General features: G+C 52.9%; 12 protein-coding genes. 10 read left to right on the forward strand and 2 right to left on the reverse strand.

Annotated elements, in window-relative coordinates:
* Positions 1–148 precede the first annotated feature (148 nt).
* The 10 genes from CHM34_RS08340 (at position 149) to CHM34_RS08385 (ending at position 14,272) form a co-directional block, all read left to right on the forward strand.
* Positions 149–1,414 (forward strand): argininosuccinate synthase, encoded by a 1,266-nt coding sequence (locus CHM34_RS08340; RefSeq protein ID WP_094264141.1) that lies wholly within the window; start codon positions 149–151, stop codon positions 1,412–1,414.
* Entirely contained in the window at positions 1,365–2,768 is a 1,404-nt protein-coding gene (gene argH, locus CHM34_RS08345; protein WP_094264142.1) for an argininosuccinate lyase, read from the forward strand. The genes CHM34_RS08340 and argH overlap by 50 nt, the downstream gene beginning before the upstream one ends.
* 242 nt (positions 2,769–3,010) lie before the next feature.
* On the forward strand, positions 3,011–3,697 hold the full coding sequence (ftsE, locus tag CHM34_RS08350) for a cell division ATP-binding protein FtsE (protein ID WP_094264143.1): 687 nt from the start codon (positions 3,011–3,013) through the stop codon (positions 3,695–3,697).
* Entirely contained in the window at positions 3,687–4,580 is an 894-nt protein-coding gene (gene ftsX / locus CHM34_RS08355) for a permease-like cell division protein FtsX (protein ID WP_094264144.1), read from the forward strand. The genes ftsE and ftsX overlap by 11 nt, the downstream gene beginning before the upstream one ends.
* A gap of 32 nt (positions 4,581–4,612) precedes the next feature.
* A complete protein-coding gene (locus CHM34_RS08360) occupies positions 4,613–5,758 on the forward strand; it encodes a murein hydrolase activator EnvC family protein (protein WP_094264145.1) in 1,146 nt (381 codons plus the stop codon).
* Positions 5,759–6,105: 347 nt separating this feature from the next.
* Positions 6,106–7,563 (forward strand): S41 family peptidase, encoded by a 1,458-nt coding sequence (locus CHM34_RS08365; protein WP_094264146.1) that lies wholly within the window; start codon positions 6,106–6,108, stop codon positions 7,561–7,563.
* Between the two features lie 89 nt (positions 7,564–7,652).
* Positions 7,653–8,816, forward strand: a complete 1,164-nt coding sequence (locus CHM34_RS08370; protein WP_094264147.1) for a PDZ domain-containing protein — start codon at positions 7,653–7,655, stop codon at positions 8,814–8,816.
* 90 nt (positions 8,817–8,906) lie between these two features.
* Positions 8,907–10,892, forward strand: a complete 1,986-nt coding sequence (gene uvrB / locus CHM34_RS08375; RefSeq protein WP_094264148.1) for an excinuclease ABC subunit UvrB — start codon at positions 8,907–8,909, stop codon at positions 10,890–10,892.
* A gap of 3 nt (positions 10,893–10,895) precedes the next feature.
* Positions 10,896–13,793: an excinuclease ABC subunit UvrA gene (gene uvrA / locus CHM34_RS08380; RefSeq protein WP_094264149.1), complete on the forward strand. Its 2,898-nt coding sequence runs from the start codon at positions 10,896–10,898 to the stop codon at positions 13,791–13,793.
* An 89-nt stretch (positions 13,794–13,882) separates the two neighbouring features.
* Positions 13,883–14,272, forward strand: a complete 390-nt coding sequence (locus tag CHM34_RS08385; protein WP_094264150.1) for a DUF302 domain-containing protein — start codon at positions 13,883–13,885, stop codon at positions 14,270–14,272.
* A 61-nt stretch (positions 14,273–14,333) separates the two neighbouring features.
* Here the strand turns inward: CHM34_RS08385 and CHM34_RS08390 are convergent, their stop codons facing one another.
* A complete protein-coding gene (locus CHM34_RS08390) occupies positions 14,334–14,852 on the reverse strand; it encodes a response regulator transcription factor (protein ID WP_338048652.1) in 519 nt (172 codons plus the stop codon).
* Positions 14,853–14,855: 3 nt separating this feature from the next.
* Positions 14,856–15,530, reverse strand: a complete 675-nt coding sequence (locus tag CHM34_RS08395; protein WP_094264152.1) for a hypothetical protein — start codon at positions 15,528–15,530, stop codon at positions 14,856–14,858.
* Positions 15,531–15,588: the final 58 nt, after the last annotated feature.

A 15,588-nucleotide genomic window follows, 5' to 3' on the forward strand; every position in this document is an offset into this window, starting at 1 on the left:
ATTTGCGGGGCGGAGAAGAATCATGACCAACGATGCGAAATTCCCGATAGACAACCGGGGCCCTGATCTCCAATCCGGGGTGGACTTTTTATCCGCCGCTATGTATAATAATACGTAATAATGAATGTTTATAAAGAGGTGTTCGGGAATGGCGACAAAGGGCAAAGTGATTTTGGCTTACTCCGGCGGGTTGGATACCTCCGTGGCCATCAAGTGGCTGCAGGAGAAGTACGGGTATGATGTAGTGGCGGTCGCTCTGGATGTGGGAGAAGGGAAAGACCTGAGTTTTGTCAAGGAAAAGGCGATCCAGGTGGGGGCGGTGAAATCCCTGATAGTGGATACACGGAAGTGGTTTGCCGAGGGATACCTGCTTCCTGCGTTGAAAGCGAATGCGATGTATGAAGGGAAGTATCCCCTGGTTTCCGCTCTTTCCCGTCCATTGATCGCCGAAGTGCTGGTCCGGGTGGCCCGAGAGGAAGGAGCTGTTGCTGTCGCCCACGGTTGTACCGGAAAAGGGAACGATCAAGTGCGGTTCGAACTGGCGGTGAAAGCGTTAGATCCCGCTTTGAAAGTGATCGCACCGGTACGGGAATGGGCCATGTCCCGGGATGAGGAGATCGCTTATGCTCAGAACCACGGGATTCCAGTGCCGGTGGATACGGATAACCCTTACAGTATCGACCAAAATTTATGGGGGAGAAGCTGTGAGTGCGGCGTGTTGGAAAATCCCTGGTCGGCTCCGCCGGAAGGGGCTTATGAGTGGACCCTTCCCGTCGCTTCGACACCGGATGAACCGGAAGAAGTGGAGATTACCTTTGAAAAAGGGGTCCCAACCGCTTTAAACGGGACAGAGATGCCCTTTTTCCAGCTTCTCTCCGCCTTAAATGAGCAGGCCGGAAAGCATGGTGTCGGCCGGATCGATCATGTGGAAAACAGACTGGTGGGAATCAAGTCCCGGGAAGTGTACGAGTGCCCGGCGGCGACGGCGTTGCTGGCCGCTCACCGGGAGCTGGAGTTTTTGACTCAAACCCGGGAGCTGACGCAATTTAAGCCCCAGGCGGAGCAAAAGTGGGCACAGCTGGTCTATGACGGATTGTGGTTTTCTCCACTGAAAAAAGCGTTGGATACCTTTGTGGAGGAAACTCAAGCGACGGTGACGGGAAAGGTGCGGATCTCCTTGTTCAAGGGGCATGCTACTGTCACCGGCCGGCAATCGGAACATTCTCTCTATAACGAACAGCTGGCCACCTACACTCCCGATGATACCTTCAATCACCAGGCCGCAGTCGGGTTTATCCAACTGTGGGGCTTGCCGACGGAAGTGTATGCATCCGTGAACAGCGGGAAAGGGGACCGGAATACTCATGAAGCTTTGGGGCGGGCGCTTCACGAAGCCAACCAACCAACTCGTTGAAGAATATACTGCATCGATCGGTTTTGACCGAGTGCTCGTCGAAGAGGATATTCGGGGGAGTCTGGCCCATGTCCGCATGTTGGGCCGTTGCGGGATTCTTGAGCCGGAAGAAGTGGAAGCCATCGCCGGCGGCTTGAAAAGGATCCGCGAACGAGTGCGGGCCGGGGAGGTCCGGTTTTCCGAGGCTTACGAAGATATTCACATGAATATCGAGAAGCTGTTAATCGATGAAATCGGTCCTCTCGGGGGGAAGCTCCACACCGGACGCAGCCGCAACGACCAGGTAGCCCTGGATATGCATCTGTATGTCCGGGCCCGGACGGTGGATTTGGTACGCGGGTTGGTGCAATTGAGGTCGGCACTGGTGGAAAAAGCGGAAGAACACATCGACGCGATTTTGCCGGGGTATACACACCTGCAGCGGGCGCAACCCGTCCGCTTTTCCCATCATCTTCTGGCCTACGCCGATATGTTCCGGCGGGATACGGAACGGCTGATCGATGGATATAAGCGGGTCAATACGATGCCCCTGGGTGCCGGGGCGATCGCCGGAACGACCTTCCCCATCGACCGATGTCAGGTGGCGGAGGAGTTAGGGTTTGACCGGTTGTACGACAATAGCATGGATGCTGTGAGTGACCGGGATTACTTGATGGAGTTCCTGAATGCCGCTTCCCTGATGATGATTCATCTGTCCCGCCTGTCGGAGGAGCTGGTCCTCTGGTCCAGCGAAGAGTTCGGATACGTGGAGTTGGACGATGCTTTTTGTACCGGCAGTAGCATGATGCCTCAGAAAAAAAACCCCGATGTACCGGAATTGATTCGGGGAAAAACGGGACGGGTGATGGGTCATTGGGTCGCTCTGGCGACGACCTTGAAGGCTTTGCCTCTTACTTACAATAAGGATATGCAGGAGGATAAGGAAGGTATTTTCGACACCGTGACCACCCTGTCCGGAGCCTTATCCCTGACGGCCCCGATGATCGCCGGGATGCGTGTCAAGGAGGAAAGGATGAGGCAAAACGCTGAACAGGGATTTACCAACGCCACTGATCTGGCAGATGACTTGGTTAACAGCGGAGTCCCGTTTCGGGAAGCCCACGAGGTGGTGGGGCGACTGGTTCTTTACTGCCTTCGGGAAAATAAGAGATTATTGGATCTGTCTCTGGATGAATTTCGCTCTTTTCATCCCTCCATCCGGGAAGATGTCTATCAGAAACTGCGAGTGGACCATGTGGCTGATGCGCGGAGTGTCGACGGCGGCACCGCCAAACATCGGGTGGAGGAAGCCTTGGTCAAGAAAAAAAGAGAAATCGACGAAACCCTGCACTGGCTGGACACCGTTAATACTTAACGGAATTCGAAAGTGCCAGGGGGCTCCCCTGTCCGTCAAGCGCCCGGCAGGGGTTTTCTTTGTCGATTCGACGACATTTCCCGATGAATCCTCTGGGAAAAATCACGAGAGATGATATAATGGAGAAAGGTTCTTACGCAATTATAGGAAAAATTTTACCTGAATCAATAAGTATGACAATTACATACCAAAAAACCATCATTAAAAAGGTTTCGTAACCAATCGCATATGAAGGTGATAGCGTGATCGAAATGCATGATGTTTACAAGGTCTACGGTAACGGAGTCAAGGCCTTGAACGGAGTCGACATGAAGATCGATCAGGGTGAATTCGTCTATGTGGTGGGTCCCAGCGGCTCCGGGAAAAGTACCTTTATCCGGTTGATGTACCGGGAGGAAAAGCCGACCCACGGAGTCATCCTGATCAACGGAGTGAACGTCAAACGGGTCAGAGACTGGAAAATCCCCTATTTGCGCCGCAATATCGGAGTTGTTTTCCAAGATTACAAACTCCTTCCCAACATGACTGCCTATGAAAACGTCGCCTTTGCCATGGAAGCGGTGGAGGCCCCTAAGCGCAAAATCCGGCGCCGGGTACAGGAAGTGCTGGAGCTGGTGGGTTTGCACGACCGGATGAGCGCTCTGCCTTCCCAGCTGTCAGGGGGGGAGCAGCAGCGAGTTTCTATCGCTCGGGCAATGGTTAACAACCCCAGTTTTGTCATCGCTGACGAGCCGACTGGAAACCTGGACCCTGAAAACTCCTGGGACATTATGTACTTGCTGGAGGAGATCAACGCCCAGGGGACGACGGTCGTCATGGCGACACACAACAGAGAGATCGTAAACACCATGCGCAAACGAGTCATCGCGATTGAGCAGGGAGTCGTTGTCCGCGACGAGCATCAGGGGGAATACGGCTATGAAGATTGAGACGATGTTTCGCCACACCCGTGAAGCCTTTAAGAGTTTAAAGAGAAATACATGGATGACCTTTGCCGCTGTCAGTGCAGTGGCGGTGACGCTTCTCATTTTTGGGATCTTCCTGGTGTTTGCTTTCAACATCAGCTATATGGCATCGGAGTTGGACAAGCAGGTGGCGATCCGGATCTCCCTCTCTCAAACCGCTACGAATGATGATATTGACCAGCTTAGGGAGAAGATCGAAAACGACTCGGCTGTGAAATCCGTCGACTTCATTCCCAAGGAAGACGGATTGAAACGGATGAAGGAACAGTGGGGAGAGGACGAGAAGTTTCTAAAGGGACTGGAAAATGATAATCCTCTTCCCGATATTCTGGAGGTTCAAGCCAAAAATCCACAGCAAACCGAATCCTTGGCCAATAAGCTGAGCAAATACAATTTTGTGGAACACGTGGATTTCGGCCAAGGGGTGACTGACCGTCTTCTCGACTTGTCCGGGTGGGTGCGAAATGTCGTTCTGATTTTTGGTTTGGGTCTGGCAGTGCTGGCCGCTTTCCTGATTTCCAATACGATTAAGCTCACCATTTTCGCCCGGCGTCGGGAAATCGAGATTATGCGGTTGGTCGGAGCGAGCAACTGGTTTATTCGTTGGCCCTTTTTCATCGAAGGGGGAATGATCGGAGTACTGGGAGCGATTGTTCCCGTCACCGTGGTACTCCTCGGCTATAATGCCGTGATCGGTATTCTGGGCGCAGGAGAGGCGTACAGTTTCTTCAAGTTGCTCGGTATGTGGCCTTTGTCCCTATACGTAGCGGGCATTACGATCATACTGGGTGTCTTCATCGGGGTATGGGGAAGTTTGATCTCCATCCGTAAGTTCCTGCGCATCTAACCTTCGCATCACTCGTCAGGAGGGAAGATGACGTGAAAAAAAGATTGTTGGCGGGGGTCACGTCCGTTGCCTTGGCGTTGACCCTCGGGCTTCCAGGGAGCATCTATGCGGATGACCTCGATGAGAAACGGAAGGATGTCAAAGAACGGGACAAAGAGATTCAGCGCCTCGAGAAAGAGAAAAAACAGACCGAGCAAGACCTGGAATCCGTCCTCGACGAACTGGAACAGCAGAAAGAAGAGCTCAACCAGTTGAATCAGGATGTTTATGAGACAGAGAAGAAGTTGGAAAAGAGCGAGGAAAAGCTCGATGAGAAGAAGCAACAGATTGAGGAACAGAAGAGACTATTCAATAGCCGGGTGCGCCATATCTATGAACAGGGTGAAATGTTCTACTTGGAATCCCTGTTCGAAGCCGACAGTTTGGGTGACTTTCTGAAGCGCCTGGAGTTTGTACAACTCGTTTCCAAACGGGATCGGCAGCTGATCGAAAACTATGAAGCGGACAAAAAGGCGATTGTCGAAGAGAAAAAGAAAATCGAAAAGTTGTTGAAGAAAAGGAAGGAAAAGTCGGAGGAAGCCGAGGAACTGCACAGTCAATTAACTGCCGAATATAAAAAATACGAGTCCGAAATGGACCGATTGAAGGATGAAAAGGAAGATTTAGAAGAAGTTAACGAAAAGGAAAAGAAAAAAATCCGTGATCTGATTCGCCAACGGCAACAGGAGCAAAAGGAACGGGAACAGTCCAAAAACAAAAAGGGACCTGTGAAACAGGCGGAAGGTGCCTTTTACTGGCCGGTGGACGGAGCCGAGGTGACATCCGGTTACGGTATGCGCTATCACCCCGTTCGGAAGCGTTATAAGATGCATACCGGGATCGATTTGAGCGGTTCTTTGGGCACGCCGATCAAGGCCGCCGATGACGGTAAAGTGATCGAGGCCCGTCCGGCTTCCGGTTACGGTTACATCATTATTATCGACCACGGCGGCGGAGTGTCCACGCTTTACGCCCACATGTATCCGCAGGATGTCAAGGTGAAAGTCGGGCAAAAGGTATCCAGAGGACAGATAATCGCCGGAATTGGAAACAATGGGTTTTCCACCGGTCCTCATTTGCACGTCGAAGTGTTGAAGAACGGAAACCATACCAACCCGATGCCGTACTTCAAAAAATGATCTCGCCGCCATGGGCGAAATGGAATGGGATGAGCCAATGCAGCTCCGCTTGCGTTGGCTTTTCTTCTATCCAATCGTGAGAGTCGGACGGCAGGGATCCAATGGATGTTCCCGCCGATTCATCGGGTTTGATCCATACACTCGAAGTCGGGCCTTTTCCTTGTGTGAGGCGTTATAATTTGCTAGAGTGAACCTAATAATAACTTCTTCCTGCCTGTCATATATATGAACCAACCCTCGCGTCTTCGCTTAACGGCGCAGTATCCACAGATGATCCGGGCGGGGCGGTGAGAAAATAACGGTCTACAGAAGAAGTCCTTTACGGACAGTTAAAGGGTGGTGTTTAGATGTACTTGCGCGGACGTACCGTCGCCCTGATCGTGGTGGTGGCTGTTCTGTTCAGCAGTCTGACTACTGCGGCAGTTGCAGGTGACGGGGGTTTGCTGTCGCAGGTGACAGGCTCTTCCTTCCTGTCGGGCTCCTCTGTTTCCAGTGAGGACACCCGGGGACTGGAGGAGAATCTGGATAAGTTGAAACAAGCTTACGGGTTGATTCAATCGCAGTATATCGGTGATGTTGATGATAAAAAATTGATCGACGGTGCGATCCGGGGAATGGTGGAATCCCTGGACGATCCGTATTCCGCGTACATGGACGAAAAAACGGCCAAGCAGTTTCATTCTTCTCTGGATTCTTCCTTTCAAGGGATCGGCGCGGAAGTCACCATGAAAGAAGGGCGGGTCACCATCGTCTCCCCCTTCAAGGGTTCGCCGGCGGAAAAGGCAGGTCTCCGACCGGAGGATCAGATCATTAAGGTGAACGACACCAGTCTGGAGGGGATGACTCTCAGCGAAGCGGTCTCCAAAATCAAGGGACCTAAAGGTACGAAGGCGAAGTTAAAAGTCCTTCGGCCCGGCATTCACGAAATGATGGACATTACGGTAGTTCGGGATGAGATTCCGATTGAGACCGTCCGTTCCGAGATGATGGAGGGGAAAATCGGCAAAATCGAAATCACGCAGTTCTCCACGGATACGGCAGAGGACTTCGCCGACGAGCTGAAAGCCTTGGAAGAAAAGGGGATGAAAGGGCTTGTCATCGATGTTCGAGGCAACCCCGGCGGTTTACTGCCGGCGGTGTTGGAAATCGCTGAGAAGCTGGTCCCCAACGAGCAGACGATCATGATGACCGAAGACAAATCCGGCAAACGTGTCAAATATCAGTCGAAGCTGGAAGGGAAGAAGGATTACCCCATGGTCGTCTTGACGGATAAAGGATCCGCCAGTGCATCCGAGATCTTGGCAGGGGCGCTGAAGGAGTCCGGTTATTCCACGGTGGGTCAGACCACCTTCGGAAAAGGGACCGTCCAAACGGCCAAGGACTTCGAGGATGGCAGCAATATCAAGCTGACCATGGCCAAATGGTTGACTCCCGAAGGAAACTGGATTCACAAAAAGGGAATCAAACCCGATGTCAAAGTGGAGATGCCCGACTACTACAAGGCCACCCCGCCCCAACCGGATAAACCGTTGAAGCGGGATATGTCGAATCAGCAGGTTCGCAACCTGCAACTGGTCCTGGAGGGCCTGGGTTACAAGCCGGATCGGACGGACGGATATTTCAGCAAAAAGACGGAGACCGCCGTTAAAGCCTTCCAAAAGACCCACAAACTTTCTGTCACTGGAGAGGTGGATGAAAAGACCGCTTTGAAACTGCAGGATGAGTTTGTTTCGTTGCTCCGCGATCCTGAGAGCGACCTTCAACTTCGGGTCGGAATTGAGACGCTGAAAAAAGAAATCAAATAAAGGGTTTGCGCTCCGTTTATCGAAAATGGGACCCACGGCTGATCTTGTCCGTGGGTTTCTTTTGATGGCCATGTGCTTGGAGGGATGGTATGGAAACCGTTCTTACCTTTTTCAATCTACCGACGGAATCCTGGAAAGTGATGTGGACGCATCCGCTGTGGCTGGCTGCGGTATTACTCGCCGCCTGGCAGTACGCTTGGAAGAGCTTGCGGGAACAAAAGCGATTCGGCAGACGGTTGGATCCGCCCACCCTGCTTTTTCTTCGCTCTCTGACGACGGGGTTGGGGGCCGGTCTTCTTCTTTCCGCGGTGACCGTGCCGGTCACACTCACCCTGAACCCGTCGGATCTCCTGTGGGTGTGGGGAGTGCTGATCCCCTTGGCCTGTTTTCGCCTTCGTTTTGCCTGCTTGGCTTATGCTGTCGGGCTGGCTTCTTTGGCTAGTCTGTCATTGAATACCGGGCAAAACGACTTTCTCGCCGGCTGGGTCGAGTTACACGGGTTAAAACAGTTTGCGGCGGAGGATTGGCTGCTCATCGTCGGCCTGGTTCATTTGGCGGAGTGGGTCCTGGTGCGATTGGACGGAGAAAAGGGGAGTACACCGGTTCTGGAGCAGGACATCCACCGCCGTGTGGTCGGGGGATACCGTATGCAGAAAGTGTGGCCGATCCCGCTGGTGGCGGCGACTTCGGCCGGATGGTTGCCTCTGCCGGTGGTGAGCGGTTTCGCTTGTGACAATCTATCCCGGCATCCCCTGCAACAAAAAAGGCGGTTATCCTCCTTTCTTCTCCTCTACGCGGTTACGCTTTTGATTTTGGTCGAGCTGTCGGAAATCGGACAGGGGATGCTTTGGGCGGCCGCCTTTTTTTCCGTGCTGGGTCATGAATTTTTGTACCGGATGAACCGGATTCGGGAAAAAAGGCGTATCCCGTTGTACGCGGCCGATTCGGAGGGGATCAAGGTATTGGCGGTACTGCCGGACACACCCGCGGAAAAGATGGGGATCCAGCCGGGAGAGACAGTTTTGCGTGTCAATGGTGTGAAAACAAAACGCTTGAATGATCTGGAAACCGCTCTTCATCAGTCCCCGGCTTTCTGCAAACTGGAACTCTTCGACGTGAACGGGGAAACAAAACTGGCCCAAAGACCCCTCTATGAAGGGGATCCGCCCCATCTGGGCCTGGTGGAAGCCCCGGCCCTTCACCGGGTGGAAACGCAGGAGCCGAAGACCGCCACCCGGCGATGGACGAGTTAGGGCCGTTGATTTTCTCGTGGAACGGATGTTCTTATGACTTTGCCCCAATGTGGTATAATGGAAAAGATGACAGATCCGAGGTGATCAACCATGGGCAAAGGGATTTTTCGAATAAAATCCGAGTACAGTCCCCAAGGGGACCAACCGGAAGCGATTGAAAAGCTGACCAAAGGCATTCTGGAGGGTAAAAAACATCAAACCCTGCTGGGCGCAACAGGGACGGGTAAAACCTTTACCATGGCCCATAGCATCGCCCGGGTCGGTAAGCCCACCCTGGTGATGGCGCCGAACAAGACGTTGGCGGCCCAGCTCTGCGGGGAGTTGAAGCAGTTTTTCCCCGACAATGCCGTCGAGTATTTTGTCAGTTATTACGATTACTATCAACCGGAGGCGTATGTGCCTCAGACGGATACCTATATTGAAAAAGATGCCTCAATCAACGATGAGATCGACAAATTGCGTCATTCGGCCACCAGCGCGCTGTTTGAACGGAGAGACGTGATCATCGTGGCCAGCGTTTCCTGCATCTACGGACTGGGTTCGCCGGAGGAATACCGGGAACAAGTGCTTTCCCTTCGCGTCGGGATGGAGCGGGACCGCAATTCCGTGCTAAGGGAACTGGTGGATATCCAATATGAACGCAATGATATGAACTTTGTTCGCGGTACCTTCCGCGTTCGGGGAGACGTGTTGGAAATCTTCCCCGCCTCCCGGAGTGAACAAGCAGTTCGAGTGGAATTTTTCGGAGATGAAATCGACCGGATTCGGGAAATCGATGTGTTGACGGGTGAAATTTTGGGGGATCGGGAACATGTCGCTGTTTTTCCCGCCTCGCACTATGTCACTCGGGAACAAGTAATGCAGCGGGCGCTCAAGGATATCGAAGAGGAGCTGGATACGCGCCTGGCGGAGCTGAAGAAGCAGGACAAGCTGCTGGAAGCTCAACGTCTGGAACAGCGGACCCGCTACGATATGGAGATGATGCGGGAGGTGGGTTTTTGTTCCGGGATCGAGAACTATTCCCGTCACTTGGTCGGGAAAAAGGCCGGTGATCCTCCTTATACCCTGTTGGATTATTTCCCCGAGGATTATCTGATGATCGTCGATGAGTCCCACGTCACGATTCCTCAGGTGGGAGGGATGTACAAGGGGGATCGCTCCCGGAAAGAGATGTTGGTGGAACACGGTTTTCGCCTTCCCTCCGCGATGGACAACCGGCCGTTGAAGTTCGACGAATTCGAAACACGGGTGAATCAGGCCGTGTTCGTTTCCGCCACTCCCGGCCCTTATGAGCTGGAGCATGCACCGGAGGTGGTGGAACAGATCATCCGACCGACCGGATTGGTGGATCCCAAGATTCACGTCCGTCCCATCCACGGTCAGATCGACAATTTGATCGGCGAAGTGAATCAGCGCCTAAAGCGGGATGAACGGGTGCTGGTGACAACATTGACCAAGAAGATGGCGGAGGATTTGACGGACTACCTCAAAGAGGCGGGGATCAGGGTTCATTATCTTCACTCCGACATCAAAACGATTGAACGGATGCAGATTCTGCGCGATTTGCGCAAGGGTGAATTTGATGTGTTGGTGGGGATCAACCTGCTTCGGGAAGGGTTGGATCTTCCGGAAGTTTCTCTGGTGGCGATTCTGGACGCCGACAAGGAAGGGTTCCTGCGGGCGGAACGATCCCTGATCCAGACGATTGGCCGGGCGGCTCGGAATGCCAACGGCGAAGTCATTATGTACGCCGATACCGTGACCGATTCCATGCGTCGGGCGATCGATGAGACAGAGCGCCGCCGAAGCATTCAAATCGATCATAATGAGAAGCACGGCATCGTGCCGCAGACGATTAAGAAAGCGATCCACGAGGTGATCGAAGCGACTAAGGCCGCCGAGGAGAAGGAAACGTATCAGGCGACACCCGATATGGAAAAAATGAGTAAAAAAGAACGGGAAAAATGGGTTCAGCGACTGGAAAAAGAAATGAAGGCGGCGGCCAAAGATCTGCAATTCGAACGGGCGGCGGAGCTCAGGGATCTGTTGATCGAATTGAAAGCGGAGGGAGCATAAAACGTGTCGCAAGAAAATATTGTCATTCGCGGAGCCAGCGTTCACAACTTAAAAGATGTCGATGTGACGATTCCCCGGAATCGATTTGTTGTGTTGACGGGCTTGTCAGGTTCGGGAAAATCCTCTCTCGCCTTTGATACGATTTATGCCGAGGGACAGCGGCGATACGTGGAATCTCTGTCCGCCTATGCCCGTCAATTCCTAGGTCAAATGGACAAACCGGATGTGGAATCCATCGACGGGCTTTCCCCGGCCATTTCCATCGACCAGAAAACCACCAGCCGCAATCCTCGGTCCACAGTAGGGACGGTGACGGAAATCTACGACTATCTGCGGCTTCTCTTCGCCCGGGTGGGTCGCGCTTACTGTCCCCGCCACGGTATCGAGATCGATTCTCAGACCGTACAGCAAATGTCGGATCGGATTTTGGAATTGCCGGAGCGGACTCGGATTCAAATTTTGGCTCCGATGGTGAGCGGCCGCAAAGGGGAGCATGTGAAGCTGCTTAAGGAGATCGGCCGGCAGGGATTTGTCCGTGTACGGGTGGACGGCGAGATTCGCGATCTTTCCGAAGAGATCCAACTGGAAAAGAACAAGAAGCATACCATCGAAGTCGTTGTTGACCGGCTGGTGGTGAAGCCGGGACTGGACTCCCGTCTGACGGATTCTCTGGAAACGGCGTTGGACATGGCCGGGGGCAATGTATTGGTGGATGTGATCGACGGGGAAGAGATGCTGTTCAGTCAGAATCTGGCCTGTCCGGAGTGCGGGTTCAGCTTGGATGAGCTTTCTCCGCGGATGTTTTCGTTCAACAGTCCCTTCGGTGCCTGTCCGACCTGTGACGGATTGGGCAGCCGGATGGAAGTGGATCCTTCCTTGGTGATCCCGGACAAATCCAAAACCCTTCGAGAAGGGGCGATTGAGCCTTGGGTGGGGAAATCCAGCAATTATTATCCTCAGCTGTTGGAGTCCGCCTGTCTTCACTATGACATCGATATGGACGTTCCGGTGAAGCAACTCTCCAAAAAGCAACTCGACCTCCTTTTGAAAGGGACCGGCGAACGCATTCCTTTCCGCTATGACACAGACCGGGGGCGGGTCCGGGAGATCACGATTCGCTTTGAAGGAGTGATCCACAATCTGGAACGCCGCTTTCGGGAAACAGGTTCGGACATGATCCGGGAACAGATCGAAAACTATATGAGCCGCCGAGCTTGTCCGACCTGTGGCGGAGCCCGGCTTCGGGAAGAGAGCCTCAGCGTTTATGTAGGGGGCGAAAACATCGCTTTTGTAACCGCCCTTTCCATCCGGGAAGCCCTTGATTTTGTCTCCCGGCTGGAACTGACGGAAAAGGAGATGATCATCGGGCGCCAGATCCTGAGGGAGATCGAAAGTCGGCTCGGCTTTTTGAGCAACGTCGGTTTGGATTACCTCACTCTCAACCGGTCGGCGGGAACCTTGTCCGGAGGTGAAGCTCAGCGGATCCGGCTGGCAACGCAGATCGGCTCCAAGCTGATGGGGGTTCTTTATATCCTGGATGAGCCCAGTATCGGCTTGCACCAGCGGGATAATTCCCGCTTGATTCGAACCCTCAAACAGATGCGGGACCTGGGCAACACCCTGATCGTAGTGGAACACGACGAGGACACCATGTTGGCGGCGGATCATGTGATCGACATCGGTCCGGGTGCCGGGGCTCACGGTGGGAAAGTGATGGCCCAGGGTTCTCCGGGTGAGTTGATGGGGATGGAGCATTCCCTGACCGGCCAATACCTTTCGGGGAGGCGGTTCATCCCCCTTCCCGATGAGCGGAGAAAACCGAATGGCAAATGGATCGAGATCAAAGGCGCCCGGGAGCACAATTTGAAAAACGTCAATGTGAAGGTCCCGATGGGGGTCTTCACCTGTGTGACCGGCGTTTCCGGTTCCGGCAAGAGTACCCTGATCAATGAGATCTTACACAAAGCCCTTGCCCGTGAACTGAACAAGGCGAAATGGGTGCCCGGAGCGCATAAAGAGATCAAGGGATTGGATCACTTGGACAAGGTGATCGACATCGATCAGTCCCCGATCGGACGAACCCCCCGCTCCAATCCGGCGACTTATACCAGTGTCTTCGATGATATCCGGGATGTTTTTGCCTCGACTCAGGAGGCCAAGGTGCGGGGGTACAAAAAAGGGCGTTTTTCCTTCAACGTCAAAGGGGGCCGTTGTGAGGCCTGTCGAGGTGACGGGATCATCAAAATCGAGATGCACTTTTTGCCGGACGTCTACGTTCCCTGTGAGGAGTGTAAAGGAAAACGGTACAACCGGGACACCCTGGAAGTGAAATATAAGGGCAAAAACGTCTCTGAGGTACTGGAAATGCGGGTGGAAGAGGCTTTGGATTTCTTTCATAACATTCCCCGCATCCGGCGGAAGCTGCAGACGCTGTACGACGTGGGTCTCGGTTACGTGCGCCTGGGACAACCCGCCACCACCCTCTCCGGCGGGGAGGCTCAGCGGGTGAAACTGGCTTCAGAGCTGTACAAGCGATCCAACGGCCGAACCCTGTATATTTTGGATGAGCCGACCACTGGACTCCACGTGGATGATATTGCCCGCCTGCTCAAGGTGTTGCAACGCTTGGTGGAGAATGGGGACTCGGTGCTGGTGATCGAACACAATCTGGATGTGATCAAGACCGCCGATTATCTGATCGATCTTGGCCCTGAAGGAGGCGACGGCGGGGGTACCATCGTCGCCACCGGAACGCCGGAGGAAGTCGCCGAAGTGACTGCTTCCCATACCGGTCGATTTTTGAAACCGATCCTGGAACGGGAACAGAAACGGATGGAAGCCTATTATGACGAACTGGCCGCTCAGGTGTCCAAGTCACCCGGAGACGCTGTGGTCGAGTAATGTATGATCGGATTGTGTGGATTCAGCTCCCCAAATGGAAGGGTTGATGGTGTACAATAACCTTAAGCAGCATTAAAGGAGGTTGTCCATTGTTTGCGTATACGGTCGAAACGAATCAATCGGTTGACGAAGCGGTTCAGGCATTGGAACAATCCTTGTCTAACCATAAGTTCGGCGTGCTTTGGAAATTGGACATCCCGACGAAGCTGATGGAAAAGGGGATTCAGCTGGATCAGGACTTCCGCGTTTTGGAAGTCTGCAATCCCGATGTCGCTAAAAAAGTTCTCACCCGCAATCAAAAGGGCGGTTACTTTCTTCCCTGCAAGATTGTCGTTTACACCAGCAGCGAAACCTTCAAGACAGAAATCGGCCTGCTCCGTCCTACGGAGCTCATGGGCCTGATCGAGGATGAAAATCTCGAATCAATCGCTGAAGAAGCGGAAAAAGCGATGATTCAGGCGATCGAGGAAGCAAAATAAAGCCAGTGTATGAAACGGAGATCCCGGACCGGATCTCCGTTTTTTGTAAAAAGTGAAAGTATTAGTGGATGAGATGTTGACGAAACGCTTTGGCGATGGCCTCCGGCCGGTTTTTGGCTTTCAGCTTGCTCAAAATGGTGCGGATATGTTCCGTGATCGTATGGTGGCTGAGATAAAGATGGGCGGCGATTTCCTTGGTCGTATATCCTTCCGCCAGCAGTTGGGTCACTTGTTTTTCCCGGGCGGTTAACAGTGGGGAGGTTTGAGGCCAGTCGGGAGCGGAGGACTGACTCAAGACGGATGAAAGACTCTTGGCGGCCCGGGAGACCAAAGCATCGACGGTTTCCAGTGTGCGCTCAGAGGGGTGAAAGGGTTCTTTTTCACAGTCGAGGAGTAAAAAACTCATCAGTTGTCGGTTTTGGTTATAAATCGGGGATGCCAGAAAAGAATCCGTGTTAAAGGTTTTTAAATAGTGGGGGGGAACGTAGGGCTCTGCATCGTCAAACCAAACCGATCTCCCCGCCTGAAGAACGGTATGGAATCCGGGGACGTTGTGAACCGGTTCTTGAATGCGCTGAATGTCCTAAAGGGCGATGTTGTGGGAATAAACCCCCTCCAAATGGTTGGCCAAAGGTGAGTACCATATCAGGGCTCCACGCTTGAAGCCGGTCATTTCACCGATGTCCTTGACACAGTAAGACAGGATATCTTCCAGGCGGGTAGCGGTTAAAAGCATGTCCGAGAAACGGATAATCTCTTCATAACGTTGTGAATGAAGTCCTCCGTAATCGCTGGACTTCTCCGCGACCCACCCGGAAGAACCGGCGGAATGTGGAGCTTGGATGCTCAATAAGATCCCCAAATTGGCGAGTGTACAATGAACCCACTGAGAATAGCGGCTGCGTCCATTTTGGGATTCTTCTCGGCATTCTTCTGAAAGTAAACTCTGAATGATTTCTTCAAAGACACTCAGTGCCCAGATTTTTTGTCCCGCATTTAAACCCGGGGATTGATATATTAAATAATTGAGAAAATGATTTTGGGAGGTTGGCGGTTGAGCGGTAATTTCATAAAGGTGTCTGATAAAAGCATCAAAGATGTCGATCAACACCTGTTCTTGATCGGGGTTGAAATCGCAGGCGGCGATTCGCATCTTCCACCGAATCATACATTCCTGATAATAACGATGGATGATCTTTCTCAGCCACTCGAGTTCCGTGTCGGCTAACACCGGTGTGTTTAACATCGGTACATGCAAGGTAAATAACCCCCCCTTCCAGAATATATTGTAAAACAATTAGTTCTTTATTTCCATC

It is taken from the genome of Paludifilum halophilum (genome assembly GCF_002245355.1).
In the GTDB taxonomy this organism is placed as follows: Bacteria; Bacillota; Bacilli; order Thermoactinomycetales; family DSM-45169; genus Paludifilum; species Paludifilum halophilum.